The organism is Streptomyces sp. XD-27, assembly GCF_030553055.1.
Taxonomy (GTDB): domain Bacteria; phylum Actinomycetota; class Actinomycetes; order Streptomycetales; family Streptomycetaceae; genus Streptomyces.
In genome coordinates this window covers 3097004-3122277 of record NZ_CP130713.1, presented here as the reverse complement: position 1 = coordinate 3122277, position 25274 = coordinate 3097004, and the positions used below count along the sequence as shown (strand labels likewise).

Sequence of the window (25274 nt, the reverse complement as noted above, 5' to 3'; positions counted from 1 at the left end):
AGGTACCGGCGGCACGGAACAGGCAGTTCCGGATCATCGGGATCGGCGGTCCCGGATCACAGGGATCGGCGGTTCCGGATCAGGCGTGCGGGCGACCCATCGCCCGGAAGTCCCAGCCCGCGTCGCGCCACCGCGCCGGGTCCAGGGCGTTGCGCCCGTCCAGGATGCGCCGTTCCGCGACGACCTCGCCCAGCTGGGCCGGGTCCAGCTCGCGGAACTCCGCCCACTCGGTCAGGTGCAGCACCGCGTGGGCGCCGCGCACCGCCTCCGGCGCGTTCGGCGCGTAGGCGAGGGTCGGGAAGACGGCGCGCGCGTTGTCCATGCCCTTGGGGTCGAAGACGGTCACCTGGCCGCCCTGGAGGTGGATCTGCCCGGCGACGTTGAGCGCGGGGGAGTCCCGTACGTCGTCGGAGTCCGGCTTGAACGTCGCGCCGAGCACCGCGACCCGCTTGCCGAGGAAGCTGCCGCCCACGGCGTCGCGGGCCAGCTCCACCATGTGGCCGCGGCGCCGCATGTTGATCGAGTCGATCTCGCGGAGGAAGGTCAGCGCCTGGCTCGCGCCCAGCTCGCCGGCGCGCGCCATGAAGGCCCTCAGGTCCTTGGGCAGGCAGCCGCCGCCGAAGCCGATCCCGGCGCGCAGGAACTTCCGCCCGATCCGGTCGTCGTGCCCGATGGCCTCGGCGAGCTTCACGACATCGCCGTCGGACGCCTCGCAGATCTCCGCCATCGCGTTGATGAACGAGATCTTGGTGGCCAGGAAGGAGTTGGCGGCGGTCTTGACCAGCTCGGCGGTCGGGAAGTCGGTGACGACGAACGGCGAGCCCTCCCCGACCGGTGTGGCGTACACCTCACGCAGCAGCTTCTCCGCGCGGTCGCTGGTGACGCCCACGACGATCCGGTCCGGGTGCAGGGTGTCCTGCACGGCGAACCCCTCGCGCAGGAACTCCGGGTTCCAGGCCAGCTCGGCGTCCCCGCCCACCGGCGCCAGCTCCGCCAGCCGGGCGGCGAGCCGGGCCGCGCTGCCCACCGGCACGGTCGACTTGCCCACCACCAGCGCCGGGCGGCGCAGATGCGGGGCGAGCGACTCGAAGGCGCTGTCCACGAAGCTCATGTCGCACGCGTACTCGCCGTGCTTCTGCGGAGTGTTCACGCAGACGAAGTGGACGTCGCCGAACTCGCCCACCTCCTCGTAGGAGGTGGTGAAGCGCAGCCTGCCGGTCGAGCCCTCGATGCCCGCCACGTGCCGGTGCAGCAGCTCCTCCAGCCCCGGCTCGTACATCGGCACCCGGCCCGCCGCGAGCATCGCGATCTTCTCCGGGACGACGTCCATCCCCAGCACCTCGAAGCCGAGCTCGGCCATGGCCGCGGCGTGCGTGGCGCCGAGGTATCCGGTGCCGATCACGGTGATCTTGAGGGCCATGCGGGGCTCCAACAGCAGGTATGGGCGGACGGGGCGGCGGGCAGATGCGCACCTGAGCATAGTCGGGGCCGTCGGCGGGCTCGGTGGGCGCTGTCGGCAAGCTCACCTGTACCCGGCCGAATCACGCCCATAGAATTCTGTTACTTAACGGTAGTTAGCACTCAGAGGAGTGAGGACCTTGGCGGGATCCGCGGACTTCGACCTGTACCGGCCGTTGGAGGAGCACGAGATGCTCCGGGAGTCGGTGCGTGGGCTCGCCGAGGCGAAGATCGCGCCGTTCGCGGCGGCGGTGGATGAGGAGGCGCGGTTCCCGCAGGAGGCGTTGGACGCGTTGGTGGCCAATGATCTGCATGCGGTGCATGTGCCGGAGTCGTACGGGGGTGCGGGGGCGGACGCGCTGGCGACGGTGATCGTGATCGAGGAGGTCGCGCGGGTGTGCGCGTCCTCGTCGCTGATCCCGGCGGTGAACAAGCTGGGGTCGCTTCCGGTGATCCTGTCGGGTTCGGAGGAGCTGAAGGCGAAGTACCTGGGGCCGCTGGCCAAGGGTGATGCGATGTTCTCGTACTGCCTGTCGGAGCCGGACGCGGGTTCGGACGCGGCGGGGATGAAGACCCGCGCGGTACGCGACGGCGACCACTACGTCCTCAACGGTGTGAAGCGGTGGATCACCAACGCGGGTGTGAGCGAGTTCTACACGGTGATGGCGGTCACCGACCCGGAGAAGCGCAGCAAGGGCATCAGCGCGTTCGTGGTGGAGAAGGGCGACGAGGGGGTGTCCTTCGGGGCGCCGGAGAAGAAGCTGGGCATCAAGGGCTCCCCGACCCGCGAGGTCTACCTCGACAACGTCCGTATCCCCGCCGACCGCATGATCGGCGCGGAGGGCACCGGCTTCGCCACGGCGATGAAGACCCTCGACCACACCCGGATCACGATCGCGGCGCAGGCGCTGGGGATCGCGCAGGGTGCGCTGGACTACGCGAAGGGCTATGTGCGGGAGCGGAAGCAGTTCGGGAAGGCGATCGCGGACTTCCAGGGGATCCAGTTCATGCTCGCCGACATGGCGATGAAGATCGAGGCGGCTCGTCAGCTGACGTATGCGGCGGCGGCGAAGTCGGAGCGTGGGGATGCGGATCTGACGTTCCAGGGCGCGGCGGCGAAGTGCTTCGCGTCGGATGTGGCGATGGAGGTCACCACGGACGCGGTCCAGCTCCTCGGTGGCTACGGCTACACCCGTGACTATCCGGTGGAGCGGATGATGCGGGACGCGAAGATCACGCAGATCTACGAGGGCACCAACCAGGTCCAGCGCATCGTCATGGCCCGCAACCTCCCGTAACCGAGGTTCCGAGAACGCGAAAGGCGCCGGACGGGCTCAGCCCGTCCGGCGCCTCGCGTTCGGTCAGCTGCCGGTGACCGTGACCTTCTCGTCGTTCTTGAGCTGCTCGACCAGCTGCTTGACCTTGGCCTTGTCCCACAGCACGGCGCTGCCCTTGGGTGTGGAGTAGCCCGGGTTCGCGACCGGCATGTTCATCTGCTTGCCGTCGCCGCCGGAGACGCCCTTCATCGCGAAGAACATCTCCTTCAGGTCCCACAGGCTCATGTCCTTGTCGACGATCAGGTTGTCCAGACCGGCGCCCATGGTCGGGTAGAGCTTGAACGGGTTGATGATCGTGCTCGGCGTCGCGGCCTTGTTGGCCAGCGCGGACAGGAACTTCTGCTGGTTCTTCGCGCGGTCCAGGTCGCCGCCCGCCAGGCCGTAGCGCTGCCGGACGAAGGCGAGCGCCTCGCGGCCGTCCAGCGTCTGCTTGCCCTTCTTGAAGTTCGTCCCGGCGTGCTTCTCCTTCATGTCCTGCGGGATGTCGATCTCCACGCCGCCGACCGCGTCCACGATCTTCGCGAAGCCGTCGAAGCCGATCTCCGCGTAGTGGTCGATCCGCAGGCCCGTGTTGTACTCGACCGTACGGACCAGCAGCCCGGGGCCGTCGGAGGAGAAGGACGCGTTCAGCTTGTTCGGGCCGCCGCTGAACCGCTTGCCGGACTCCGAGCCGGTGAACGGCGGGATCGTCACCCACGAGTCGCGCGGCAGGCTGATCATGGTGTTCCCGTTGTCACCGACGTGCAGCAGGATCATCGAGTCCGTGCGGCGGCCGGTGGCGGAGCCCGTGTGCAGCTTCTTCTTGTCCTCGTCGGACAGGCCCTCGCGGCTGTCCGAACCCACGATCAGGTAATTGGTGCCCGAGCCGCCGGACGGGCGGTCCTCGACCTTGCTCAGGTCGACCTCGCGGCGCAGCTTGGAGTCGGCCCAGAAGTACGTGACGATGCCGTCCACCAGCAGCAGCGCCAGGACGGACGCCACGCCGATGGTGATGCGCTTCTTCCAGTTCTTCGGACGGCCGGGCGCCTGCCGGGGCGGGCGCGGGCCGCCGGGGCCGCCGCCCCGGCCCTGGTCCGGACCGGCGCCGCCGGGACCGTTCGGGCTGCCGTGCCCGTAGACCTGGCCGGTGTTGTAGCCGTCGTCGTACGGGTCGTAGCCGTCGGCACCGGCCGCGCCCTCGGGCGACTGGTAGCGCTGCTGCGGTACCGGGCCGCGCGGCGACAGCTCGGGCGGCAGCGGCGGCTCCGCGGGCTGCCGCTGCGGGCCCGGCATGCCGCCGCGCCGCACCTGCGGCATGGCGCGGGCGCCCTCCGGCTGCGCGCCGTGGCTGCCGCGCCCGTAGCTCTCCCTGCCGTCGCTGGTCCGCCCCTCGGGCCAATCGTTCATGGGAGGAGTGTGCCCGGTCCCTCCAAGGGCCTTACAGGCCGGGTGCCGGATCGGATCGGGGCTGTTGCAGAGCTGATGCAATGGTGTCGGTTGTGCGGCATTTGCGCGGCGGCGGTACGAGCCGCCCGGGGCCCCGTACCGCTCACATACACTCCCTGGGTGACCGAGAACCTGCCGTCGTGCCCCGAATGCTCCAGTGCGTACACCTACGAGATGGGTGCGCTCCTGATCTGCCCGGAATGCGGCCATGAGTGGACGCCGGCGTCCGCCGAACCCGCGGGCGACACCGAGGGCGGCGTGATCAGGGACTCGGTCGGCAACGTACTCGCCGACGGCGACACCGTGACGGTGGTCAAGAGCCTGAAGGTCAAGGGCAGCCCGACCGGAATCAAGGCCGGCACCAAGGTGCGCAACATCCGCCTCGTCGACGGCGTGGACGGCCACGACATCGACTGCAAGATCGACGGGTTCGGCTCCATGCAGCTCAAGTCGAGCGTGGTCAAGAAGGTCTGACCCGGGACTCGCGTGGACACCCGCCCCGGCGCGGTGCTCGCCGCGGATCCCGGCACGCATACAGTGGACGCATGATCGAGCAGCCCGCCCCTGAGCCCCTGCCGGGGAAGCCCACGTCGGCGTCCCGCACCACGCTCAGCCACATCATGACCGCGAGTGACACCAACCTCCTCGGCACGGTCCACGGCGGCGTGATCATGAAACTCGTGGACGACGCGGCGGGCGCGGTCGCCGGACGGCACTCGGGCGGACCGGCGGTCACCGCCTCCATGGACGAGATGGCCTTCCTGGAGCCCGTCCACGTCGGCGACCTCGTTCATGTGAAAGCGCAGGTCAACTGGGTCGGACGGTCCTCCATGGAGGTTGGCGTCCGGGTGCTCGCCGAGCGCTGGAACGAGTCCACGCCCCCCACCCAGGTCGGCAGCGCCTACCTGGTCTTCGCCGCCGTCGACGCCGAGGGCAAGCCCCGGCCGGTGCCGCCGGTGATCCCGGAGACCGAGCGGGACAAGCGGCGCTTCCAGGAGGCCCAGATCCGCCGCACGCACCGGCTCGCCCGCCGTCGCGCGATCATGGAGCTCCGCGCCAAGCGCGCCGCCGAGGGCATCGAGGACTGACAGACCCGTCATCCACAGGCGCGCCCGATGCCGCGATACGCGGTCCGTGCCGCGGTACCCGGTTACGGGGCAGCCGTCGCGGGGGTCGGGGTGGTACCGGTCGCCCTCCCGCACCAGGGGTCCAGCCCGGGGTGCCCGAGGAGGCCGTGGGACCGGCCTGGGGCTCGTCGCCGCCGTCCTGCGCCGCGCGGAAAACAGGACCCGAGTCCACACACCCCACGGCGTCCCGCTCGCGTGACGCGCTCACCACGTGCGTCAACAACGTCTATTCTCATCCGAGTTACGCCGTTGATCAGGCGCAGAGGGCCGGGGGAGTCACACCATCATGAGCGGCACGAACGGGGACGGACCCGATGAGCGGGATAACTATGTCGATGGGGGTATCAAGCCGCTCGCGGTGAGCGACCCGGCGCGCATTGGCCCGTATCTGCTGCTTGGGCGGCTTGGCGCCGGCGGCATGGGGCGGGTGTTCCTCGCGCGGTCGGACAGCGGTCGGACCGTAGCCGTGAAGGTGGTGCACGAAGAGCACGTGTCCGACGAGCAGTTCAGGGCGCGGTTCCGGCGGGAGATCAAGGCGGCGCGGAGGGTCGGGGAGCGGCACACGGCGCCGGTGCTCGACGCGGGTCCGGACGATGAACCGCCGTGGGTCGCCACGGGGTACGTTCCCGGTCTCTCGCTTGATCAAGTCGTGCGACAGTACGGGCCGTTGCCGGCCGCGTCCCTGCACGCCCTCGCCGACGGGCTGCTGAAGGCGCTCAAGGACATTCACGGCGCCGGGATCGTGCACCGCGATCTGAAGCCGTCCAACGTGATGCTCACCGTGGACGGCACGAAGGTCATCGACTTCGGGATCGCGCGGGCGCTGGAAACGTCCGTCGAGTCCCTGTTGACCAGTACGGGGATGGTCGTCGGGTCTCCCGGGTTCATGTCGCCGGAGCAGGTGCTCGGGCAGCGCGCGGGGGTCAAGAGCGACGTGTTCACCCTCGGGTGCGTGCTGACGTATGCGGCGACCGCGCGACTGCCGTTCGGGCAGGCGGCAAGCAATCAGCACGCGGTGATGTTCCAGATCGTGGAGGGCGAGCCCGATCTGACAGGTGTCGAGGACGCGTCGCTGCGGGCGCTCATCGCCCGCTGTCTGGCGAAGGACGTCGATCAACGGCCGGACGTCGACGCGCTGTTGGAGGACCCCGAGCGGGTGCGTCCCCGCACCGCGCGCGGCGCCTGGCTGCCTGCCGGTGTCGTCGCGCACCTCGCGCGGCAGTCCGCACGGCTGCTCGACGCCGAGGCGGCGCCGCTGCGGGAGGAGCCCGTGGACCTGGCGACCGTCGGGCTGCGGCCGAAGGACGGGCCTCCCGAAGTCGTCCCGGCCGTCCAGGGCGTCGCAGCCACGAAGCGGGAGCGCGAGCCTCGCCGGCGCCGCACGCTCATCGTGCTGCCCATCGTCGTCGTCATCACGGTCGGCGGCGGCACGGTCGCCCTGCTTCAGCCCTTCGGGGTGGCGGCGGGGACGGAACACGTGCCCAGTCACCAGGCACCAGCGCGAGTGCCGCTCCTGGTGGCAGCACCTCGCCGAGCGCGCCCAGCAGTTCACCTTCCAAGGGAGGAAAGGGAGGCAAGGGCGGGGACGACGACAAGGGCGATGACCGCAAGAAGGGGAAGGGCGAGGCGGACGCGACGGATGAGCCGAACGTCCGGGAGAGCAGCAGCCGTGGTTCCGGGTCGTCGGGTGTTGACGGCGGCGGCAGTTCATCCGGTGACGACACCGGTTCCGACAGCGGCAGGTCCGGCTCTTCGGGCTCGGACAGCGGAGATTCGTCCACGGACGACGGAGGTTCATCCGACTCCGGAGGCTCGTCCTCCGGCTCGCCGCCGCCCGCCATGAAGGGCTACAAGCTTGAGTACACCAACTCCTGTGTCGGCGCGTGCGACATGCCCATCAAGGTGAGCTGGTCGGCAATCTCCCGAGCGACCAGATACGACATCCACTACACCAACAAGGGCAGCAACTTCACCGAGAAGAACGTCGACACGGTCTACTCCACCGGGAGCACCAGCTACACGATCAAGGGTCCGTTCTCCGGTGACGAGATCTGCGTCACGGTGCGCGCGGCCAACACATACGGCGCCTCCGCCTGGGCGGAGACCTGGTGCGACACAGTGCCCTACTAACGGTGACCCGGCAGGACTGCGGCGGCGCCGCGCCGAAGCCCACCAGCGCGTCGGACGCTGCCCCGCGTGCCGCGCACGACCAGCCGCCCGGACCGCGGTCCCGCGCCCGACCGCGCCACGCCCGGCGCATCGTGGACGTCGTCCGGCGGACCATGGCCCGCCTGGGCAGACGCGCGAGCGGTCAGGACTTCTCCGGCGTCAGGTCGAAGAAGTCGTAGTAGAACGCGAAGCGCTCGCGCAGCTCCGGCACGCTCAGCGCGAAGTCCTCGGCCGCGTAGCGGTGGCGGCCCGCCCGGCGCCCCTGCGCCTCGGCGAAGCCGCGCATCGCCCGTTCGGTGCCGGCGTCCAGCTCGCGGTCCGCCACCTCGTACACCCGGCGCAGCTCGCGGACCGGGTCGGAGATCAGCTCGCGGAAGAAGACGTCCACCAGGCGGTCGCCGGCGACCTTGCGGTCGCGGATCGCGGCACGCAGCAGGCGCTCGGTGAAGTCCGCGGCGCACCGGCCGATCAGGTGCGGGTCCGGGTGGTCGAAGTAGGTGCGCGCGTCGTAGCTGAGCATGTTGCTGAGGGAGACCACGGAGGTCACCGGGTCGCGGTGGGTGTGCACCACGGTGGCGTCCTCGAAGGTGTCCAGGAGCGGGACGAGCATCTCCAGGTGGCCTGGGGTCTTCAGCGCCCACCGCTCGCCCTGCGGGCGGCTCCACTGCATGAACTGCAGATAGCGGCGGAAGAGCCGGTAGCCGCCGCGGTGGTCGGCGCCGGTGAACCACCGGGTGTACGCCGGGACGAGCACCGCGTTCTCGTACATCGACGAGCAGTGCCCGCCGGCCAGGAGCGGATACTCCTCCTCGGGCTCGTCGTGCACCAGCTCGTGCATCGCGGCCTGCTCGGGCAGCAGCCGGTGGACCATGCGCAGCTCCCTGCGGCTGCGGTCGATCCGCGGGTCCGGGTCGGGCGGCGGCGCGGTCAGGTCGCCGTCCGGGAGCGGATGGCGGGTCTCCCACAGCGGCAGCGTCCGCCAGTGCGGGTCCTGGCTCAGCAGCTTCTGGACGAAGGTGGTGCCGGTGCGCGGTATCCCGGCGACGAACAGCGGCCGGGCGACCGGGGCCCGGAAGACCTCCGGGCGGCGGGCCATGAGGTCCACCAGTCGCAGCCGGTTGGCCAGGCTTCCGGCCAGCTGGCTCTGGAGGACGAAGCGGCCGTTGGGGCTCAGGCGCAGCTCGTGGTTCAGCGACTCGCACAGGACGGCCAGCGGCTCGTCCAGCGGGGCCTCGTCCCCGAAGTCCACTAGCCCCGTCCCGGCCCGGGCCCCGCTCTTGAGTCGCTCCGCGTCGAGCGGCCACAGGCGGGGCGCGAAGGGGCGGAACGCCGTGTTGAAGGATCTCTGGAGCCAGGGCAGTCGAGGGTGGGCCAGTTGCGCCCCGCGCGAAGTGAACGCTCGGCGGGGCGGGGGACACGCCTGATGCAGCATCGGACCTTCCAGCGCAGACGAGGAGGTGCGAGGGAGCCGCGCCCTCGGTGCTTGGTGACCCGGCCAAGCTAGCGAGCCCGCCCGCCACCGTCCAGCAATCCCGTCGGCCTGTGGATAACCCGGCCGAGCCGCCAAGAGGGTGACAAAGTGCCTGGTCAGAGCGTTGTGGCGGAGCTACTCCGGGTGGTCGGTCGACCGCCGGACGGGGGTGCCGACAGGGGGTACGGCAGGGGTGCGCAGGGGGTACGGAGAGGGGACGCGGCAGGGTATGGAACGGGTGTTCGGAAGTGCGTGACGGGCGAACACGGCGGCGCGTGCCGAACGGCGGCAGGGGCCTGTGGACGCCGTCCTGCCGGCGCCCCGGCTCGGCAGGGACGGCTTCAGCCGCAGTCGACCTTGTCGCCGGTGACCGCCCCGTAGCCGCTGCCGCCGCGGCCCGGCCGCTGGGCCCGCACCGGGTGCACGCCCCGGTGGTCCGTGCCGAGCGTCACCCGCAGCACCGGTCCCTGCCCGGGCGCCGCCCGCAGCTTCGCCCCGGGCAGCGCGGCCAGCAGCGAGCGCGCCGAGCGGTCCCAGCCCGGGTCGTACGAGATCACCGTGCGCCGCACGGGCGTGGGCGCCGCCACGGCCGAGCCGGTGGTGGCGAACCCGTATCGGCGCAGCTGCCGCTCGACCTCGGTGCCCAGATCCCGGTCCGGGGTCCCGTCGACCACCTCGACCCGGATCCGGGACGGGGCCACCTCCACCGCGGCGGGTGAGCCGTCCTTGCGGGCCGGGCGCCGCACGGCCAGCGGCCGGTCCTGGCGGATGGCCTTGAACAGCCGGGCGGCCCCGGCCTTGTCCCAGCGCACCGTGGAGCCGACCCCCGGCACGTGGTGGGCGGCGTCCCGGATCGGCACCGAGGCGAACTCCGAGGAGGAGGGGGTGAAGCCCCGCATGGCGCGGCCGAGGGCCACCAGCTCAAGCGTCCCGAAGCCGCGGTCGGCGCGGACGGAGCCCAGCATGGTGGTGGCGACCTTGTTGAACTTCACCGGGTTCAGCAGCACCCCGCTGTCCGTGGCCTTGCGCAGCAGCGCGGCCAGGAACCGCTGCTGGCGGCCCATCCGGCTCAGGTCGGCGTTGCCGTCGAGATGCCGGGACCGTACGTACTGGAGTGCCTGGCCGCCGTCCAGGGTGTGCTTGCCCGCCGCCAGGTCGAGACCGGTGTACGAGTCCCGCAGCGGCCGCCGGGTGCAGACGTCCACGCCGCCCACCACGTCGACCGTCCTGATGAAGCTGGTGAAGTCCAGCTCCACGTAGTGGTCGACGTGCACCCCGGTCATGTGCTCGACGGTACGCACGGTCAGGCTGGGGCCGCCCTCGGCGTACGCGGCGTTGATCTTCTGCGGGTGCGCGGGGTGCCGTTCGCCGGTCCTGCGGTCGGTGTACGCCGGGATCCGGGCGTAGGAGTCGCGCGGCAGGCTCACCACGCTGGCCCGCTCCCGGTCCCCGGACAGATGCACCAGCATCATCGTGTCGGTGCAGTGGCAGGGGGCGCCGCCCAGCTGGTAGCGCCTCCGGTCCGCCGGGCTGATCTTGTCGCGGCCGTCGGTGCCCACGAGCAGGACGTTCATCCCGTCACTGCCCTTGGGGCGGTCGTTGAGCCCTTCGAAGGCGTCGACGCGCTGGATGTTCGACTCCAGCCCGGTGACCAGGGCGTGCCCGATGCCGCCGGCGGCCAGGACCAGGACGGCGGCCCCGATGCCCAGCCGCCGGCCCCAGCGGGGGCGGCGGGCCGGGTCGGGGCGCGGGGAACGGGCGGGACCGGTCACGTGACAAGACCTCCGCGACGAGGAGAGGGACGAGGCAAGGGGGGAGGGGCGAGACGAGGGGAGGGGCGAAACGGGGTGAGTGGGTGCGAATGGGACGGCGGCGCCCAGCGACCGTAGGCCCATACGATGAGCACCCGAGGCGCTCCACGCCGCCCGTACCGCCGCTGCCACTCGCCCGGGGCGATGCGGTGTCCCCCATTAGCGGTAACGTGGCCTCGATACTTGCAGTCACCCGGGGGCGCTGCCGCGACGCGGCTGCCGCCACGGGGCCGTACCCCCGAGGAACGATGTCTGAGCAGCAGCCTCCGGCCGTCTCCGTGATCATGCCGGTGCTCAATGAGGAACGCCACCTGCGCAATTCCGTGCGGCACATCCTGGCGCAGGAGTACGCCGGCGAGATGGAAGTGGTGATCGCGCTCGGCCCGTCCACGGACCGGACCGACGAGATCGCCGCCGAGCTGGTGCGGGAGGACCCACGGGTGCACACCGTGCCCAACCCCACCGGCCGCACCCCCGCCGCGCTGAACGCCGCGATCAAGGCGTCCCGGCACCCGATCGTGGTCCGCGTCGACGGCCACGGCATGCTCTCGCCGAACTACATCGCCACCGCCGTGCGGCTGCTGGAGGAGACCGGCGCCCAGAACGTCGGCGGGATCATGCACGCCGAGGGCGAGAACGACTGGGAGCACGCGGTCGCCGCCGCCATGACCTCCAAGATCGGCGTCGGCAACGCCGCCTTCCACACCGGTGGCGAGGCGGCCCCGGCGGAGACCGTGTACCTGGGCGTCTTCCGGCGCGAGGCGCTGGAGCAGCAGGGCGGCTACAACGAGGAGTTCATCCGCGCCCAGGACTGGGAGCTGAACTTCCGGATCCGCGAGGCGGGCGGCCTGATCTGGTTCTCGCCGGAGCTGAAGGTCTCCTACCGGCCGCGGCCCAGCGTGAAGGCGCTGGCCAAGCAGTACAAGGACTACGGCCGCTGGCGGCATGTCGTCGCCCGCTACCACCAGGGCTCGATCAACCTGCGCTACCTGGCGCCGCCGACCGCGGTCTGCGCCATCGCCGCCGGAGTGGTGGTCGGTGCCGCGCTCACGCCCTGGGGCTTCGCCGTCCCGGCGGGCTACCTGGCGGCGATCGCAGCGGGCTCGGTTCCGGCGGGCAAGGGGCTGCCGTTGAAGGCCCGGCTCCGGATCCCGGTGGCCCTGGCGACGATGCACATGTCGTGGGGCTGGGGCTTCCTGACCAGCCCGCGCTCACTGGCGAAGAAGGTCATCGCGAGCCGCCGGGAGGCGGTCGTGACGCGCTGACCCACGCGCACGACGGCGAACGCCGGACCAGCCCCAGGGGGCCGGTCCGGCGTTCGCCGTCGTACAGCCTGACCGTCAGAACCGCCTACGGCCTGACCGTCAGAACCGGTTGAGCGGGTTGACCTTCATGCAGGCGTCCTTGTCGTCGCCGTTGAGCGCCTCCGACATGCTCGGCGCCTTGCCGTCGTCCTTCGACGCGTCGCCGCCGCCGTCCGCGGGCTTCGGATAGGCCGTGCCCTCGCGCCAGTCCGCGCCCACGACCAGGGTCACCTGCGTGACCGAGGTGGACATGCGCACCGCGCTCGCGGGCAGCCCCAGCGCCTTGGCCACCGCCAGCGCGTCACCCTGGAGTTCCGCCTTCGGATACGTGACCGTCGTGTCCGCCTGCGACGTGGGCGTGGTGTCGGCGGTGGCCTTCGCGAAGCCGTTCTGCACCAGCGTGTCGGCGATGGTCCGCGCGCGCTGGGGCACCGGGCCCAGCGCGGTGGTGCCGGTGCCGTTCTGCACCGTCACCGCGATCTCGTCCTTGGGCGCCGACGGCTTGGGCGTGGCCGCCTTGGTGCTCTTCGGCTTCTTCTTGTCCTTGCCGTCCAGCGCGATGTCGTCGCGCACCAGCGAGAAGACCTTGTCGGCGTCGCCCGGCTTGGGGATCACGTGGTCGTCGTCCTGCGGGTCGGGAATCCACGGCATGGTGGTCATGGTGATCCGCTTGGTTGGCACCCGCTTGAGGTCGTTGCCCAGGTCGTAGAGCTTCTTGACGGTGCCGAGGCCGGGGTCGACGGTGAGCGCCTTGGTCGCCGCCTCCGCCAGGTCCATCAGCTTGCCCGGGTCGGTCAGCTTGGTGCCCGACTTCAACTGGCGGACCATCGCGCTCATGTACATGTGCTGGGCCTTGGCCCGGCCGATGTCGCTGCCGTCCTCGAAGCCGTGCCGGGTGCGCAGCCACTGCAGGGCCTGCTCGCCCTTCACCTCGTGGTCGCCCTTCTCCATGCGCAGACCGGAGTCCTTGTCGTAGACGTTGTCCTTGACGCAGACCGGGACGCCGCCGACGGCGTCGGCCATGTCCACCACGCCGGAGAACTCGATCTTCATGAAGTGGTCGATGTAGATGCCGGTCAGCTCCTGCCAGGCGGCGACCGTGCAGCCCGGACCGCCGTTCTGCATGCTGTTGTTGATGGTCTGGGACGTGGTCTCCGGGTAGACCGTGCCGTCCTTCGCCGTGCACTTGGGGATCTTCACGCGGGTGTCGCGCGGAATGCTGATCACCGACATGTTGCTGCGGTCGGCCGAGACGTGCAGCAGCATCTGGACGTCGGCGCGCGGGGCGTCGCCCTGCATGTGGCGGGCGCCGCCGAGCTTCACGTTGTCCTTGGAGTTACGGCTGTCGGAACCCAGCAGCAGGATGTTCAGCGGCCGCTGGCCGTCCGCGTTCGGCGCGCTCCTCTCCAGGTCGCTGTCGCCGAGGTTGCGGTCCTCTTTCCTGATGTTGCCGTTCAGGTGCTGGTAGTAGAGATAGCCCGCACCGGCCGCGGCCAGGATCAGGACCGCCAGGCTCAGCGCGGTCCACTTGAGTATTCGTACGCCCTTGCTGCGCTGCTTGCGCGGGCCGCGGCGCCGGCGGCGGCCACCGGGGCCCGAGCCACCGGTGCGCGGTCCGGGCACGGCCGTGCGGTCCGGGCCGGGACCGCCGTCGACCGGGCGGCGGACGGGCTCGCCGGAGCCGCCGCCGGGCGGCTCCTCGTACCCGTCCGAGCCCGCCCCGGCGCCGGACGGGCCCGCCTCCTGGGCCACGGGCGTCCGCCGACGACGGCCCTGCCCGTGCAGCCTGCTCTCCTGCCCCATCGGGCCTCCCCCGTTATCGAGTGCGGTGCGCCCTGTCCGGCCCGATGGGCTGTCGTGCTCCGGCCGGTGCTCGTCGCGTCGTCGTCGCGTTGGTCGCCTTGTCAGCCGGCGCAGAGCTTGTCGTCGCCGTTGACCCGCTGGATGTCCTTCGGCGCCTTGCGCGGCGCGGTGATGGGCGTGCCCGCGCCCTTGAAGTCCCCGCCGAGCGTCAGCGTCATCTCGGCCATGGGGTCGGCGTCCTTGGTGCCTTCCTTCAGTGCGGAGCCCGGCAGGCCCATGCTGGCGGCCAACCGGCGAGCCTGGTCGGCCTGGTTGGGCGCGTACTCCAGCGTCGTCTTCTTCAACTCCGACGGTGCGTTACCGCCGTTGCTGGAGCGGATCATGCCTTCGTCGTTCTGCATCCATTCGACCGTGTCCTGGGCGGCGCCGAACTGACCGCTACCGTTCAGTACCCTCACTCGGACGTCGGCCGGATCGGCCTTGGTTCCCTTGAGGCGGGCGGCCTCCTTGGCCTTCTGCGCCTTCTGCTGCTTCTTCACCTCGGTCAGCGACACGTCGTCCCTGACCATGGAGAACAGCGGCTCGGCCTTCTCCTTGTTCAGCAGCACGGTGGCGCCGTCGGTGTTGTCCACCACCGGGACGGTGGTGAACGTGACGTGCTTGAGGTCGACCTGGCTCAGGTCCTGCGCCAGGTCCTTGAGCTTACCGATACTGCCTATGCCGGGGTCCACGGTGAGCGCCTTGGTCGCGGCGTTGGACAGCTTCCACAGCTTCTTCGGACTGGTGAGCGTGCCGCCGGACTTCACCTTGCGCATCATCGCGCTGAGGAACTGCTGCTGCATCTGGATCCGGTCGAGGTCGCTGCCGTAGCCGACGGCGTGCCGGGTCCGGACGAACGCCAGCGCCTCCTCGCCCTCGATCGTGTGCTTCCCCTTGCTGAGCTTCAGGTGCGACTTGGGGTCGTCGATGTCGCGCTTCACGCACACGTCGACGCCGCCGACCGCCGAGGAGATCGTCTTGACCGCGTTGAAGTCGGCCATCATAAAGTGACTGATGTTCAGGCCGGTGATCTTCTCCACCGTCCGCCAGGTGCAGCCGGGGTCGCGACCGGACTGGCCCAGGCTGGTGTTGAAGCGGACGCCCGTGCTGCCGGGGATGACCTTCTTCGTCCCGTCCGGCTGCTTGGTCTCGCACTCCGGGATATCGGTGATCATGTCGCGCGGGATGGACAGCGCGGTGGCGTTGGAGCGGTCCTCGGAGACATGGAAGAGGATCGTGGTGTCGGCGTGGCCCACGCTGCCCTCGTCGCCGTAGCCCTTGTTGCCCTTGCCGTCGCGCTTGTCGGTGCCGATGACCAGGATGTTGACGGGGCCGTCGATGACCGCGGGGTTCTTCTCGCCGACATCGACCGTGGTGATGTTGCCGTTGAGGTGCAGGTAGATCAGGTATGCCGCGACGGAGGTGCCGACCAGCAGGAAGGCCAGGACACCGCCGGTCCAGTAAAGGATCTTCCGCTTCTTGGACCTCTTCGGCTTGGGCTTGCGGCGCCCGGCCCGGCCGGGCGGCCCACCGGGCCCGCCGGGTCCACCCGGTCCGCTCGGCCCGCCGGCGTCCTCGGAGGGGCTTTTTCCGGCCGCCCGGCGGCGACCGCCGCGCGGCTCGGGCACCCGGGTGTGCTCGGGTGCGCGGGCACGCCGCCGGCCGGTGCCGGCCGGTCTCCCGGCGTCCTGATTCCCGGAGGCGGGCGCCGGGTCCCCAGCGGGGTCCAGCCGCAGCTCATAGCTGCCGGTGTTCGGGTCGAACACCCACTGATCGGCGGGATCGATGTCACCCGCTCGCCCATGGCCTTGCGCGTCCACGGTCGCCTGTGTCCTCCGTCGGTGCCACGCGGCGCCTCCCCCTCAAGGCGCCAGGTCAGTCGTTCATTGGTGCGCGATCGGCCAGGTCTTGCGCACCGGAGCGCTCACACTATCCGCCCAGTTCAGCGTCAAGCGACGTCGGTGACAAATTCCACTCCCCTACAACTGGGCAATCTGCCCAATCCTTTCGAGATCTTTTCGAGATCCGCACGGTAGACCGATGCTCGCTTTTGCCCCGCTTTACCCGCACTTGGTGTCCATCGCGCGGGTGCCGACATGACTCGGTGTCCGGTTGCCCGCGGTGTCGTCGACCCGCGTGGCCGCCGTTTCGGGCGCCGGTACGGGTTCATCCAGTCGCAGCTGCCGGAAGAGCCGGTCCGCGTCCGGCCGCACCAGCTCGTCGCGGTTGGCGTCCTGCGTGTACGGCCGGCGCGGCACGGTCAGGAAGCGGAACCGGTCCTCCGGGATCTCCCGCACCTCGCTGACCAGACCGTACAGCTTGCGCAGCGATCCGAGGCCGGGGTCGGTGGTCAGCGAGGACGTCGCCGCGTCGAGCACCGGGTACAGCCGCCGCGGGTTGAGCAGCACGCCGTTGCCGCTCACCTTCTTCACCAGCGCGCCCAGGAACTCCTGCTGGCGGCCGATCCGCGCGGTGTCGCTGCCGTCGCCGATGCTGTACCGGGCCCGTACGTAGCCGAGGGCGTCCTCGCCGTCCAGGGTCTGCCGGCCCGCGGGCAGCCGCAGATGGGCCTCGGCGTCGTCGACGGGCTCCTTCAGGCACAGCTCGACGCCGCCCACCGCGTCCACCATCCTCGTGAAGCCGCGGAAGTCGACGATCATGTGGTGGTCGACGCGGATGCCGGTCAGCTTCTCGACCGTACGGATCGTGCAGGCCGCGCCGCCGGTCTCGAAGGCCCAGTTGAACTGGGCGAACCGGGCGGCGTGCGAGGCTCCGTCCGCCGACTCGCAGGCGGGGATGTCCACCATCAGATCGCGCGGGACGCTGACGGCGGTCGCGCTGCGCCGGTCGGCGGCCAGGTGCAGCAGGATGGTGGTGTCCGAGCGCTGGGTGCCGGAGTCCCGGCCGTACTTGCCGTTGCCCGCGCCGCCGCGGGTGTCGGAGCCGATCAGCAGGATGTTCCGCGCGTCGCGCACCACGGCCACCGGGCGCTCGGCCGCGTGCCGCTCCAGTTGCCGCGCGGTGCGGGTGTCGGTGGTGATGTTGCGGTCGAGCCGCTCGTACAGCCACCAGCCGACTCCGGCGGCGGACAGCACCAGCACCGCGGTGCCCAGCGCCACCCAGCGCGGCCAGCGGCGGCGGCGCCGCGGTGCCGGCGGTGCCGAGGGGCCCGAGGGGGCCGGGGGCGCCACCGGGTCAGGGCTGTCAGTCGTCACGTCCGCGTCCGTCCTCCCGCCCGTCGGCCCCGCAGCCCTCGGTCGAGGGCCGGGAGCCGTGCAGGGCTCGCCGGTTTAAGGAGCAGACGGACGAACGCGGTACAAGGTTGTACGTGGCGGCGTTGTACGGGAGGCGATCGGCATGCGGTGACGATCGGTGCGCAATTCGGTGCGCAATGACGATCAGTGCGCGGTGGCGATCAGCGTGCGGCGGCGGTCGGCGCCGGGGCCTCACGGGGCGCCCGGCGCCCGGACGTCACAGGGCGACGGCGGTGACCCGCTCGTCCTCCCGCCGCTTGGCCAGCCCGTCCTCGCCCAGCCGGTCGAGGTTGCGGCACAGCACCACCGAGCCACCCGCGGCCAGAGGCGCGAACAGCCCGGCGGACAGCCCGTCCCAGCCGTCGTACGGCAGGCCGGACAGCAGCCGCGAACCGGCGCCGAGCCCCCGCGCGTCCGCGTCGGCCCGTGCCCGCTCCACGACCTGCGCCCCGGTCAGCTCCAGGCCGTCCAGCGCGAGTGCGGTCGCGTCCGGGTCCACCGGGGCGTACGGGGTGAACCGGTCGCCCTGCCCCGGCACCTCCACCGCGTAGTCGACGAAGCCCTCCGGCGGCTGCGGGAACCGCCCGCCCAGCGGGCGCAGCGCCAGGGCCACCCGCTCCCCGGAGCAGGCGCGCGCCGCGTCCAGCGTCTCCGGCCCGCTCACCACGAGATCGGCCGCCGCCGGGTCGCCGCCCGGCTCCGCGACGACGCCGGTGGCGGAACAGGCCAGCAGCCAGACCGCGGTCTGCCAGTGCGCGGGCAGCAGCAGCGCCAGCCGGTCGCCGGGCTCGGCGGCCAGGTCGCCCTGGAGCAGGTTGGCGGTCTTCGCCACCCAATTGGCGAAGGTGGCCACGGACAGTTCCACGCGTTCGCCGGTGGCGTCGTCGTAGAAGGTGACAAGCGGACGGCCGGGATCCGCGGCGAGGGCGGATCGCAGCAGGTCGGCGGGGGTGCGGTCGGTGGCGTTCATCGCCGTCAGGGTACGCGGCGGCGGTCCTCGCGGTGCGGCATGGGGACGACCGGGCCACCTGATCGGCGGGACCGGCGACAATCGTTATAAATAGACAGAGTTGTGACGTGATGTCCACGATGCACTACATGCGTGCATTCCTGGCATCCTCGATCGGCGTCGCCTGTACGACCGCCCTCGTCATCCCGCTCACGGCGCTCGCCGGGGCGGCCCCCGCGAGCGCCCCGGCGGCCGCCCCCGCGGGGGCCGAACTGCCCGGCAGCACCCAGTCGCTGCCGCTGACCGCGCTTGGCGGCAACTCCGACCGCGCGGCCCCCGAGGCCGCGGCGGGCACCGCGCCCCAGGGGCTCGCGGCCCGTGACGTACGGCCGTTCTCCCTCGTCGGGGTCGTCTGGCGCGACGCGGGTAGGGAGCTGCACGGCCAGGTACAGGTCCGTACCCGCTCCTCCGCCACCGGCCGGTGGTCCGCGTGGCAGCAGCTCCAGGCGCACTCCGACGACGCCCCCGACCTCGGCTCGCCCGAGCGGGGCGGGGGTCGGACCCGCGGCGCCACCGCGCCCCTGTGGGTCGGCGCCTCGGACGGGGTGCAGGTGCGGGTCAGCCCCCAGCGCGCCGCCGGACCGCTCCCGGCCGGGCTGCGGCTGGAACTCGTCGACCCGGGCGGGGAACCGGCCACGGACCGGGTGGGCGCCACGGACCGGGTGGGCGCCACGGACCGGGCGGGCACCGGGACTCAGGCGGGCGCCGACACCCAGGCGGGATCTGGCACCCAGGCGCGCGCCGCCGGACGTGCGGCCGTCACCGGCCCGGCGGCCGCGACCAGCCCGGCGGGCGCCACGAGCCCCGAGGCCGCCACCGACCCGCGGGCCGTCGACCCGGAGGCGGACGCCGACGACTCGCGGGTTCGCGACCCGGAGCCGGACGCCATCTTCGGCGACGTACCGGCCCTCCCGCCCGACGACAGCTCCGGCTCCGGCTCCGGCCAGGACCCGACGCCCGACAAGGACCAGAGCACCGAAGGCGCGGCCGAACCGGAGATCGACCCCTCCCACATCCTTCCGGAGGAGCCCGCGGAACGGACCTCCGCCCGCCCCTTCGCGGCCCCGCGGCCGCGCATCATCACCCGCGCGGGCTGGCGCGCCGACGAGAGCCTGCGGGAGCGCGGCTACGTCTACACCAAGAAGGTCAAGGCCGCGTTCATCCACCACAGCGCCACCGGCAACGGCTACGCCTGCTCCCAGGCCCCCGCCATGCTGCGCGGCATCTACCGCTACCACGTCAAGAGCAGCGGCTGGCGCGACTTCGGCTACAACTTCGCCGTCGACAAGTGCGGAAACATCTACGAGGGCCGGGCCGGGGGAGTGACCAAGGCCGTCATGGGCGCGCACACCATGGGCTTCAACAGCAACACCATGGGCATCGCCGTGCTGGGCAGCTACACCTCCACCGCCCCGTCCAAGGCCGCCATCTCGGCCATCGCCCGACTGACGGCCTGGAAGCTCGGCCTGTTCGGGGCCGACCCGCAGGGCACCACCACCCTGGTCTCCGGCGGCAGCAACAAGTACCGCAAGGGCGCCCGGGTCCAGCTCAAGGTGATCTCCGGGCACCGGGACGGCTTCGTCACCGAATGCCCCGGCGCCGCGCTGTACAGCAGGCTCGGCAGCGCCCGCAACAACGCCGCCGACCTCCAGGGGCGCTGACCCGACCCCGGTGGACGGCTGCATACACTGGCCGCCGACCCGGCGAGCCCCAGCAGGAAGCAGAGACCAAGACGTGGCAAGTGCGTCGAACGCGCCAGAAGCGATCCTCCTGGTCGGCGGCAAAGGCACCCGGCTGCGCCCGATGACGGTGCACACCCCCAAACCGATGGTCCCGGCGGCGGGCGTCCCGTTCCTCACCCACCAGCTGGCGCGGATCCGCGCCGCCGGCGTGGAGCACGTCGTCCTCGCCACGTCCTACCTCGCGGAGGTCTTCGAACCCCACTTCGGCGACGGCTCCGCCCTCGGGCTGCACCTGGAGTACGTCACCGAGACCGCGCCGCTGGGCACCGGCGGCGCGATCCGCAACGTCGCCTCCCGGCTGCGCTCCGGACCCGACGACCCGGTCCTGATCTTCAACGGCGACATCCTCACCGGCCTCGACATCCCCGCCCTGGTCGACACCCACCGCACCAGCGGCGCCGACGTCTCCCTCCACCTGACGCGGGTCACCGACCCGCGCGCGTACGGGCTGGTCCCCACCGACCCGACGGGCCGCGTGACCGCCTTCCTGGAGAAGCCCCAGACGCCCGAGGAGATCGTCACCGACCAGATCAACGCGGGCGCCTACGTCTTCACCCGGTCCGTCATCGACACCATCCCGGCCGACCGCCCGGTCTCCGTCGAACGCGAGACCTTCCCCGGCCTCCTCGCCGCAGGCAGACACCTCCAGGGCCTGGTCGACTCCACGTACTGGCTGGACCTGGGCACCCCGCAGGCGTTCGTCCGCGGCTCCGCCGACCTGGTCCTGGGCCGCGCCCCGTCCCCGGCGGTGCCCGGCCGCTGCGGCGACCGGCTGGTCCTGTCCAGCGCCACGGTCGCGCGCGACGCGAAGCTGACCGGCGGCACCGTCATCGGCCCGCACGCGAAGGTCGGCTCGGGCGCCCGGATCGAGGGCAGCACGGTGCTGGCCGGCGCGGTCGTGGAGGAGGGCGCGCAGGTACGCGACTCCCTGGTCGGCGCGGGCGCCCGGATCGGTGCCCGTACGGTGCTGGACGGCGCGGTGGTCGGCGACGGCGCGCTGGTGGGCCCGGACAACGAACTGCGCGACGGCGTACGGGTGTGGTGCGACGCGTCGATCCCGGCGGGCGCGGTGCGCTTCTCGTCGGACCAGTAGCCGCTCTTCGGGCCTCCGCCCCGGGCCCGGCTACGGGGCGCTCTCTGAGCCCGCGGGCCCTGGCTACCGGGCGCTGATTCGGCCCCGCGGCGGGCTTGCGTCGGCTCTCCCCGGTCGCCCGGACGGCACTACATCGCGCGGAAGTCGCGTACGGAGAACCGGGGCGCGCGGCGCGGCGGGACGCGGCCGGACAGCAGGATCAGCCGCGTGGCCCGGTGCCGCTGCCCGGCGTACGGCGCGAGCAGCTCCAGCATCCCGTCGTCGTCCACGCCGCGCTGCCCGGTGAGTGCGTAACCCACGATCCGTGGCAGATGCAGATCACCGACGGTGACCGCGTCAGGGCAGCCGTTGCTGCGTTGCAGGGTCTCGGCGGCGGTCCAGGGCCCGATGCCGGGGATGAGCTGGAGGCGGGCGGCGGCGTCGTCAGGCTCCATGGCCGCGGCCTCCTCCAGCCGCCGGGCGGCCCGTACCGCGCGCAGGATGGTCGCGGCGCGCTTGCCGTCGACGCCTGCCTTGTGCCACTCCCACGAGGGAATCAGCGCCCACGTACGCGCATCGGGCATGACCCGCAGCCGCCCGGACGGCTCGGGCCCCGGCGCGGGCTCCCCGAACCGCTGGAGCAGCAGCCGCCAGGCCCGGTACGCCTCGTCGCTGGTCACCTTCTGCTCCAGCACCGACGGGATCAGCGACTCCAGCACGAGCCCGGTACGGCAGAGCCGGAGCCCGGGGTGCCGCCGGTGGGCCTCGTGCACCAGCCGGTGCCGCGGCACGAACCCGGAGGGATCATCCCCGGCCCCCAACAGCGCCGGAACCCGCTCCAGCAACCACTCCGCGCCCGGCCCCCACGCGTCGGCGACGACCCCGTCCCCGTCGACAGCGATGCGCAGCGTGCCGGCCCCGGCAGGCGTCCGACTGGCCCGCCACACGGCCCCGTCCTCACCGACCCGGAACGCCGGATCCCCGGGCCCACGCCGCAGCGGCCCGAGCGTGAGCCCGACATCGAGCGCCCCGCCCGGCACCCAGCGCCGCGCGCGTCCCGTGTCGACTCCCCGCGCGGGGGGCACGACGACCCGGCCGCCGCGCACGGCGGCGCGGGTGAGCGGGGAGTCGTCCACGGTGGGCCTCTCTGACGGGAACGTCTCCTACGAGCCTAGATGCCGGAGCCTTGGGGGTGCTCCGCACCGTTCACCTTGCTCAGCGCCATGTGAGCCACGTCAACCGGGGCTATCTATGCGCATCACGGGCTTGACCCGCCGAGTGGGCGCCGACAGCATGACTACTGGATCAGTCCAGTAGTCGAGGAGCTATCGAGCATGGCACTTCCGAAGTACGAGCAGATCGCGGCCGACATCCGAGGTCGCATCGTCCGGGGCGAGTTGAAGCCCGGCGACACCGTGGAGTCCGAACGAGAGCTCCAGGATCGTTGGAGTGTCGCCCGCGCTACGGTCGTCAGGGCTCTCGATGTCCTCCGCCGGGAGGATCTGATCGAGACGAAGCAGGGAACAGGCTCAACGGTGAAGGTCCGTATCCCGCTCGCGCGAACTGCTGGAGAGCGGTACGACACCTCCGTGAAGACCGGCTTCATCTACACCGCCGGTGAGCACGCCGACATCCTGTCTGCCGAGTGGGTACCCGCTTCCGAGGACGTGGCCTCCGCTCTGGGCGTGGAGCCAGGCGCAGAGGTCGTGCGGCGCCACCGTGTCACGTACGAGGGCGAGAGGCCCATCGCCACGTCGTATTCGTACTTCTCCGCAGAGGTGGCCGCGGCTGCGCCCCGCCTGCTCCAGCGTGAGCGCATCCGTCAGGGCACCACGCGATACGTGGAGATGGAGACCGGCCGGAAGCCGCACACCGGGCGCGACGTGTGGACGGCCCGCCTGGCGACGGAGGAGGAGCTGCGGCTGCTCCAGCTTGATGGCCCGCAGGCTGTCTCCGAGACCCGTCACATCGCCTACGACGCCGAGGGCAAGCCGCTGACCTATGAGGTGGGGATCAGTCCGGCCGGGCACTGGGCGCGCACTACGGAGTATCAGATGAACGTCTGATCTACGGTCAACTCTCCACAGACCCCCGCCCTTTGGCGGGGGTTTTTGCTTCCCCGGGACTTGACTGGACTAGTCGACTGCTGGACTATTCCAGTGTGCGCAGCGCATCGAAACGGGTGCTGAACGTGACCAGGGGGACCATCATGCCTCAACCCGGTTTGCCCGTAGTGGCGTTCATCTACGACCGGCACGTGACCGTAACCAGAAGGCGCTCGAAGGACGCTTCGAAGCCTGCCGCGCCTTCGCCGACCGGTAGCCCGCGCTGAAGTACCTGAAAGACCCCGGCGGCCGCTGCATGGCCCCGGGGCGTGGTCAACGCTGCTAAGGAGCGTCAACATGGCGAACTCTATCGCCCAATTCGTGGAGTGGCTGCTGCGGCGGTTACCGCTCGCGCCCAGCCGCCACCGAACCGCCCGCCTCTCGCCCACCATCCGCTGGCAGGACACACCCACGGCTGCCCTTCCGCCCGTGCCTGCCTCGACGGCCCAGCCCGTCCGCGACGCGTACATCGCACGCGTCCTCGCCGTGCACGGCGTCGCCGTCAGCCCCCGTTGTACCCACGGCGTGAAGGCGGAGGCCCGGTGAGCACGAACCCCCGACTGCTGCCGTGGGCCGGTCCGGCCGGGCAGCCCGCGTACCTCGTCACGGACGGCGGACGTGACAGCCACCTGTGGCGGCTCGCCGACGAGATGGAGGCGGTACAGCTCCGCATGGGCACCGAGATGGTCCGGCACGCGCGGGCCATGGTTGAAGACCGGAAGGCAGGCCCCGGCGAGCTGCGATTCCTAGCGAACCGGCTGACCGAGGCTCTGACCGACGCGCTGCGTGTCGCTGAGAGCCGAGGGATGCGGCTGGCCATGCCGGACGCCTCGAGCGGCGAGGAGGGGCAGGCGTCATGACCGACTGGCGTATTTGCCGACGCCCGGGCCATCCGCTCCGCCGCGAGAAGGACGACCACGTGGCGCTGCCGTTGTCGATCACTCAGGACGGGGAGGTGGTCGGCCTCGCGGAGCTGGTGATGACCACCACGGAGGCCGAGCAGTTGCACGCCGCGCTCTGTTACGCGCTGGACGGCAAGCCCATCCCCGACTTCGCCCCGGACTGCCGGTACTCCATCCAGCAGGGCCCAGCGTTCATGCCCCGCCGTTGATCGGCGGCCTCGTGCGCCGGGTGAGGAAGTGGCCTCTTCCCCACCCGGCCAACCACCCATGGCTCCCAGAGAGAAGAGAGAGGATCACCATGAGCAATCACAGGTTACGCACGCGTGCCAACCCCGGGGAACTCCGGTTCGCGTGGCTGGAGGTGACCGGATTCTGCAACGAGTCCTGCCATCACTGCTACGCCGACTCGTCTCCCAAGGGGACGCACGGGACCATGACCGTGCCCGACTGGAAGCGAACGATCGACCAGCTGGCGGACCTGGGCACGCGTGATGTCCAGTTCATCGGGGGAGAGCCGACCCTCTTCCCGCACCTGTCGGAACTCATCTCCCATGCGCACGAGGCGGGGCTGGGCATTGAGGTGTTCTCCAACCTCACCTACATTCGGCCCCTGCTGTGGGACACGTTCACGCGCTGCGGCGTCAAGCTGGCCACGTCGTACTACTCCGACGACCCGCAGGACCACGACAAGGTCACGAACCTGCGGGGCTCCCACCGACGCACCCGGGCGAACATCGAGAAGGCACTGAGCCTGAACATCCCGCTCCGGGGCGGTGTCATCGCAGTGCACCGAGGACAGCGTGTCCACGAGGCAGCCAACGACCTCACGACCCTGGGGGTAGGACAGGTCGGAGGCGACCGGACGCGCGCCTTCGGAAGGGCGAGCAAGGGAGCGGCGCCCACGATCAGGGACCTGTGCGGGCACTGCGCGCACGAGAAGTGCGCCATCGGCCCGAACGGGGACGTCTGGCCGTGCGTGCTCGGCCGGTTCCTCACCATCGGTAACGCGCGGACCACGTCCATGGCTCAGATCTGGGGCAGTGTCCGCATGCACCAGGTACTCGCCGACATCACGGCCGTACACGGCAAGGGAGCCCAGGCGTGCACGCCTCCGCAGTTTCTCCCCATGTGTGGTCCGTGCGGCCCGTGTGTTCCCTCCGTGGGGCACTGCGATCCAGAGGAAGCGGACAGTGTGTCGGATCCCACTACGATCGGCGAACTCACATGAGCCGCTGAGGAAGGAAGG

Annotated in this window: 22 protein-coding genes; 13 read left to right on the top strand and 9 right to left on the bottom strand. The window is 71.3% G+C overall.

The genetic code is table 11. The features are described from left to right. Positions 1-79 precede the first annotated feature (79 nt). Entirely contained in the window at positions 80-1420 is a 1341-nt protein-coding gene (locus Q3Y56_RS13075; protein WP_304462105.1) for a UDP-glucose/GDP-mannose dehydrogenase family protein, read from the bottom strand. A gap of 178 nt (positions 1421-1598) precedes the next feature. On the opposite strand from Q3Y56_RS13075, the gene Q3Y56_RS13070 reads away from it, so the two are divergent. Then, positions 1599-2756, top strand: coding sequence for an acyl-CoA dehydrogenase (locus Q3Y56_RS13070; RefSeq protein WP_304462104.1), 1158 nt, complete (start codon positions 1599-1601; stop codon positions 2754-2756). 63 nt (positions 2757-2819) lie between these two features. Here Q3Y56_RS13070 and Q3Y56_RS13065 read toward each other — a convergent pair whose 3' ends face one another. Beyond that, positions 2820-4181 (bottom strand): LCP family protein, encoded by a 1362-nt coding sequence (locus Q3Y56_RS13065; protein ID WP_304462103.1) that lies wholly within the window; start codon positions 4179-4181, stop codon positions 2820-2822. Positions 4182-4340: 159 nt separating this feature from the next. On the opposite strand from Q3Y56_RS13065, the gene Q3Y56_RS13060 reads away from it, so the two are divergent. The 4 genes from Q3Y56_RS13060 (at position 4341) to Q3Y56_RS13045 (ending at position 7477) form a co-directional block, all read left to right on the top strand. Next, complete coding sequence (locus tag Q3Y56_RS13060; RefSeq protein WP_304462102.1) at positions 4341-4694, top strand: zinc ribbon domain-containing protein YjdM; 354 nt, start codon at positions 4341-4343, stop codon at positions 4692-4694. A gap of 71 nt (positions 4695-4765) precedes the next feature. Continuing rightward, positions 4766-5308 carry an acyl-CoA thioesterase gene (locus tag Q3Y56_RS13055; RefSeq protein WP_304462101.1) on the top strand — a complete coding sequence of 181 codons (543 nt, stop codon included), beginning with the start codon at positions 4766-4768 and terminating at the stop codon, positions 5306-5308. Between the two features lie 325 nt (positions 5309-5633). Next, a complete protein-coding gene (locus Q3Y56_RS13050; protein WP_304462100.1) occupies positions 5634-7190 on the top strand; it encodes a serine/threonine-protein kinase in 1557 nt (518 codons plus the stop codon). Continuing rightward, on the top strand, positions 7187-7477 hold the full coding sequence (locus Q3Y56_RS13045) for a fibronectin type III domain-containing protein (protein WP_304462099.1): 291 nt from the start codon (positions 7187-7189) through the stop codon (positions 7475-7477). The genes Q3Y56_RS13050 and Q3Y56_RS13045 overlap by 4 nt, the downstream gene beginning before the upstream one ends. A 181-nt stretch (positions 7478-7658) precedes the next feature. On the opposite strand, the gene Q3Y56_RS13040 is transcribed toward Q3Y56_RS13045, so the two are convergent. Both Q3Y56_RS13040 and Q3Y56_RS13035 read right to left on the bottom strand, forming a co-directional pair. Beyond that, positions 7659-8765, bottom strand: coding sequence for a sulfotransferase (locus tag Q3Y56_RS13040; protein ID WP_304462098.1), 1107 nt, complete (start codon positions 8763-8765; stop codon positions 7659-7661). Between the two features lie 563 nt (positions 8766-9328). Next, positions 9329-10759 (bottom strand): LCP family protein, encoded by a 1431-nt coding sequence (locus tag Q3Y56_RS13035; RefSeq protein ID WP_304462097.1) that lies wholly within the window; start codon positions 10757-10759, stop codon positions 9329-9331. 287 nt (positions 10760-11046) lie between these two features. Between Q3Y56_RS13035 and Q3Y56_RS13030 the strand changes: the two genes are divergently transcribed. Beyond that, the gene (locus Q3Y56_RS13030; protein ID WP_304462096.1) at positions 11047-12063 is read left to right on the top strand and encodes a glycosyltransferase family 2 protein; all 1017 of its coding nucleotides are present in this window, start codon (positions 11047-11049) and stop codon (positions 12061-12063) included. A 99-nt stretch (positions 12064-12162) separates the two neighbouring features. Here the strand turns inward: Q3Y56_RS13030 and Q3Y56_RS13025 are convergent, their stop codons facing one another. The 4 genes from Q3Y56_RS13025 to Q3Y56_RS13010 form a co-directional block, all read right to left on the bottom strand. Then, entirely contained in the window at positions 12163-13905 is a 1743-nt protein-coding gene (locus Q3Y56_RS13025; RefSeq protein ID WP_304462095.1) for an LCP family protein, read from the bottom strand. A 101-nt stretch (positions 13906-14006) separates the two neighbouring features. After that, positions 14007-15764 (bottom strand): LCP family protein, encoded by a 1758-nt coding sequence (locus Q3Y56_RS13020; RefSeq protein WP_304462094.1) that lies wholly within the window; start codon positions 15762-15764, stop codon positions 14007-14009. A gap of 240 nt (positions 15765-16004) precedes the next feature. Next, positions 16005-17135, bottom strand: coding sequence for an LCP family protein (locus tag Q3Y56_RS13015; protein ID WP_304465582.1), 1131 nt, complete (start codon positions 17133-17135; stop codon positions 16005-16007). A gap of 280 nt (positions 17136-17415) precedes the next feature. Continuing rightward, positions 17416-18168, bottom strand: a complete 753-nt coding sequence (locus tag Q3Y56_RS13010; RefSeq protein ID WP_304462093.1) for a TIGR03089 family protein — start codon at positions 18166-18168, stop codon at positions 17416-17418. 128 nt (positions 18169-18296) lie between these two features. Between Q3Y56_RS13010 and Q3Y56_RS13005 the strand changes: the two genes are divergently transcribed. Both Q3Y56_RS13005 and Q3Y56_RS13000 read left to right on the top strand, forming a co-directional pair. Beyond that, positions 18297-19868, top strand: a complete 1572-nt coding sequence (locus Q3Y56_RS13005; protein WP_304462092.1) for an N-acetylmuramoyl-L-alanine amidase — start codon at positions 18297-18299, stop codon at positions 19866-19868. Positions 19869-19941: 73 nt separating this feature from the next. Next, positions 19942-21042 (top strand): NDP-sugar synthase, encoded by a 1101-nt coding sequence (locus Q3Y56_RS13000; RefSeq protein WP_304462091.1) that lies wholly within the window; start codon positions 19942-19944, stop codon positions 21040-21042. A 128-nt stretch (positions 21043-21170) separates the two neighbouring features. Here Q3Y56_RS13000 and Q3Y56_RS12995 read toward each other — a convergent pair whose 3' ends face one another. Next, a complete protein-coding gene (locus Q3Y56_RS12995; RefSeq protein ID WP_304465581.1) occupies positions 21171-22127 on the bottom strand; it encodes a DNA-3-methyladenine glycosylase in 957 nt (318 codons plus the stop codon). A gap of 228 nt (positions 22128-22355) precedes the next feature. Here Q3Y56_RS12995 and Q3Y56_RS12990 point away from each other — a divergent pair, with 228 nt between their 5' ends. The 5 genes from Q3Y56_RS12990 to Q3Y56_RS12970 all read left to right on the top strand — a co-directional run bounded on the left by Q3Y56_RS12990 (position 22356) and on the right by Q3Y56_RS12970 (position 25256). Further along, complete coding sequence (locus tag Q3Y56_RS12990; RefSeq protein ID WP_304462090.1) at positions 22356-23087, top strand: GntR family transcriptional regulator; 732 nt, start codon at positions 22356-22358, stop codon at positions 23085-23087. A 336-nt stretch (positions 23088-23423) separates the two neighbouring features. Beyond that, positions 23424-23672 (top strand): hypothetical protein, encoded by a 249-nt coding sequence (locus tag Q3Y56_RS12985; protein WP_304462089.1) that lies wholly within the window; start codon positions 23424-23426, stop codon positions 23670-23672. Continuing rightward, entirely contained in the window at positions 23669-23986 is a 318-nt protein-coding gene (locus Q3Y56_RS12980; protein ID WP_304462088.1) for a hypothetical protein, read from the top strand. The genes Q3Y56_RS12985 and Q3Y56_RS12980 overlap by 4 nt, the downstream gene beginning before the upstream one ends. Then, positions 23983-24237: a hypothetical protein gene (locus Q3Y56_RS12975; RefSeq protein ID WP_304462087.1), complete on the top strand. Its 255-nt coding sequence runs from the start codon at positions 23983-23985 to the stop codon at positions 24235-24237. Before Q3Y56_RS12980 ends, Q3Y56_RS12975 begins: the two co-directional genes overlap by 4 nt. 89 nt (positions 24238-24326) lie before the next feature. Next, positions 24327-25256, top strand: a complete 930-nt coding sequence (locus Q3Y56_RS12970; RefSeq protein ID WP_304462086.1) for a radical SAM protein — start codon at positions 24327-24329, stop codon at positions 25254-25256. Positions 25257-25274: the final 18 nt, after the last annotated feature.

Bases quoted from the DNA above. Each gene is read 5' to 3' on its own strand.
- Q3Y56_RS12985 (WP_304462089.1), top strand. From the start codon at position 23,424: ATGGCGAACTCTATCGCCCAATTCGTGGAGTGGCTGCTGCGGCGGTTA.
- Q3Y56_RS13050 (WP_304462100.1), top strand. From the start codon at position 5,634: ATGAGCGGCACGAACGGGGACGGACCCGATGAGCGGGATAACTATGTC.
- Q3Y56_RS13005 (WP_304462092.1), top strand. From the start codon at position 18,297: ATGCGTGCATTCCTGGCATCCTCGATCGGCGTCGCCTGTACGACCGCC.
- Q3Y56_RS13010 (WP_304462093.1), bottom strand. From the start codon at position 18,168: ATGAACGCCACCGACCGCACCCCCGCCGACCTGCTGCGATCCGCCCTC.
- Q3Y56_RS12975 (WP_304462087.1), top strand. From the start codon at position 23,983: ATGACCGACTGGCGTATTTGCCGACGCCCGGGCCATCCGCTCCGCCGC.
- Q3Y56_RS13075 (WP_304462105.1), bottom strand. From the start codon at position 1,420: ATGGCCCTCAAGATCACCGTGATCGGCACCGGATACCTCGGCGCCACG.
- Q3Y56_RS13030 (WP_304462096.1), top strand. From the start codon at position 11,047: ATGTCTGAGCAGCAGCCTCCGGCCGTCTCCGTGATCATGCCGGTGCTC.
- Q3Y56_RS13025 (WP_304462095.1), bottom strand. From the start codon at position 13,905: ATGGGGCAGGAGAGCAGGCTGCACGGGCAGGGCCGTCGTCGGCGGACG.
- Q3Y56_RS13045 (WP_304462099.1), top strand. From the start codon at position 7,187: ATGAAGGGCTACAAGCTTGAGTACACCAACTCCTGTGTCGGCGCGTGC.
- Q3Y56_RS13065 (WP_304462103.1), bottom strand. From the start codon at position 4,181: ATGAACGATTGGCCCGAGGGGCGGACCAGCGACGGCAGGGAGAGCTAC.
- Q3Y56_RS12990 (WP_304462090.1), top strand. From the start codon at position 22,356: ATGGCACTTCCGAAGTACGAGCAGATCGCGGCCGACATCCGAGGTCGC.
- Q3Y56_RS13055 (WP_304462101.1), top strand. From the start codon at position 4,766: ATGATCGAGCAGCCCGCCCCTGAGCCCCTGCCGGGGAAGCCCACGTCG.
- Q3Y56_RS12970 (WP_304462086.1), top strand. From the start codon at position 24,327: ATGAGCAATCACAGGTTACGCACGCGTGCCAACCCCGGGGAACTCCGG.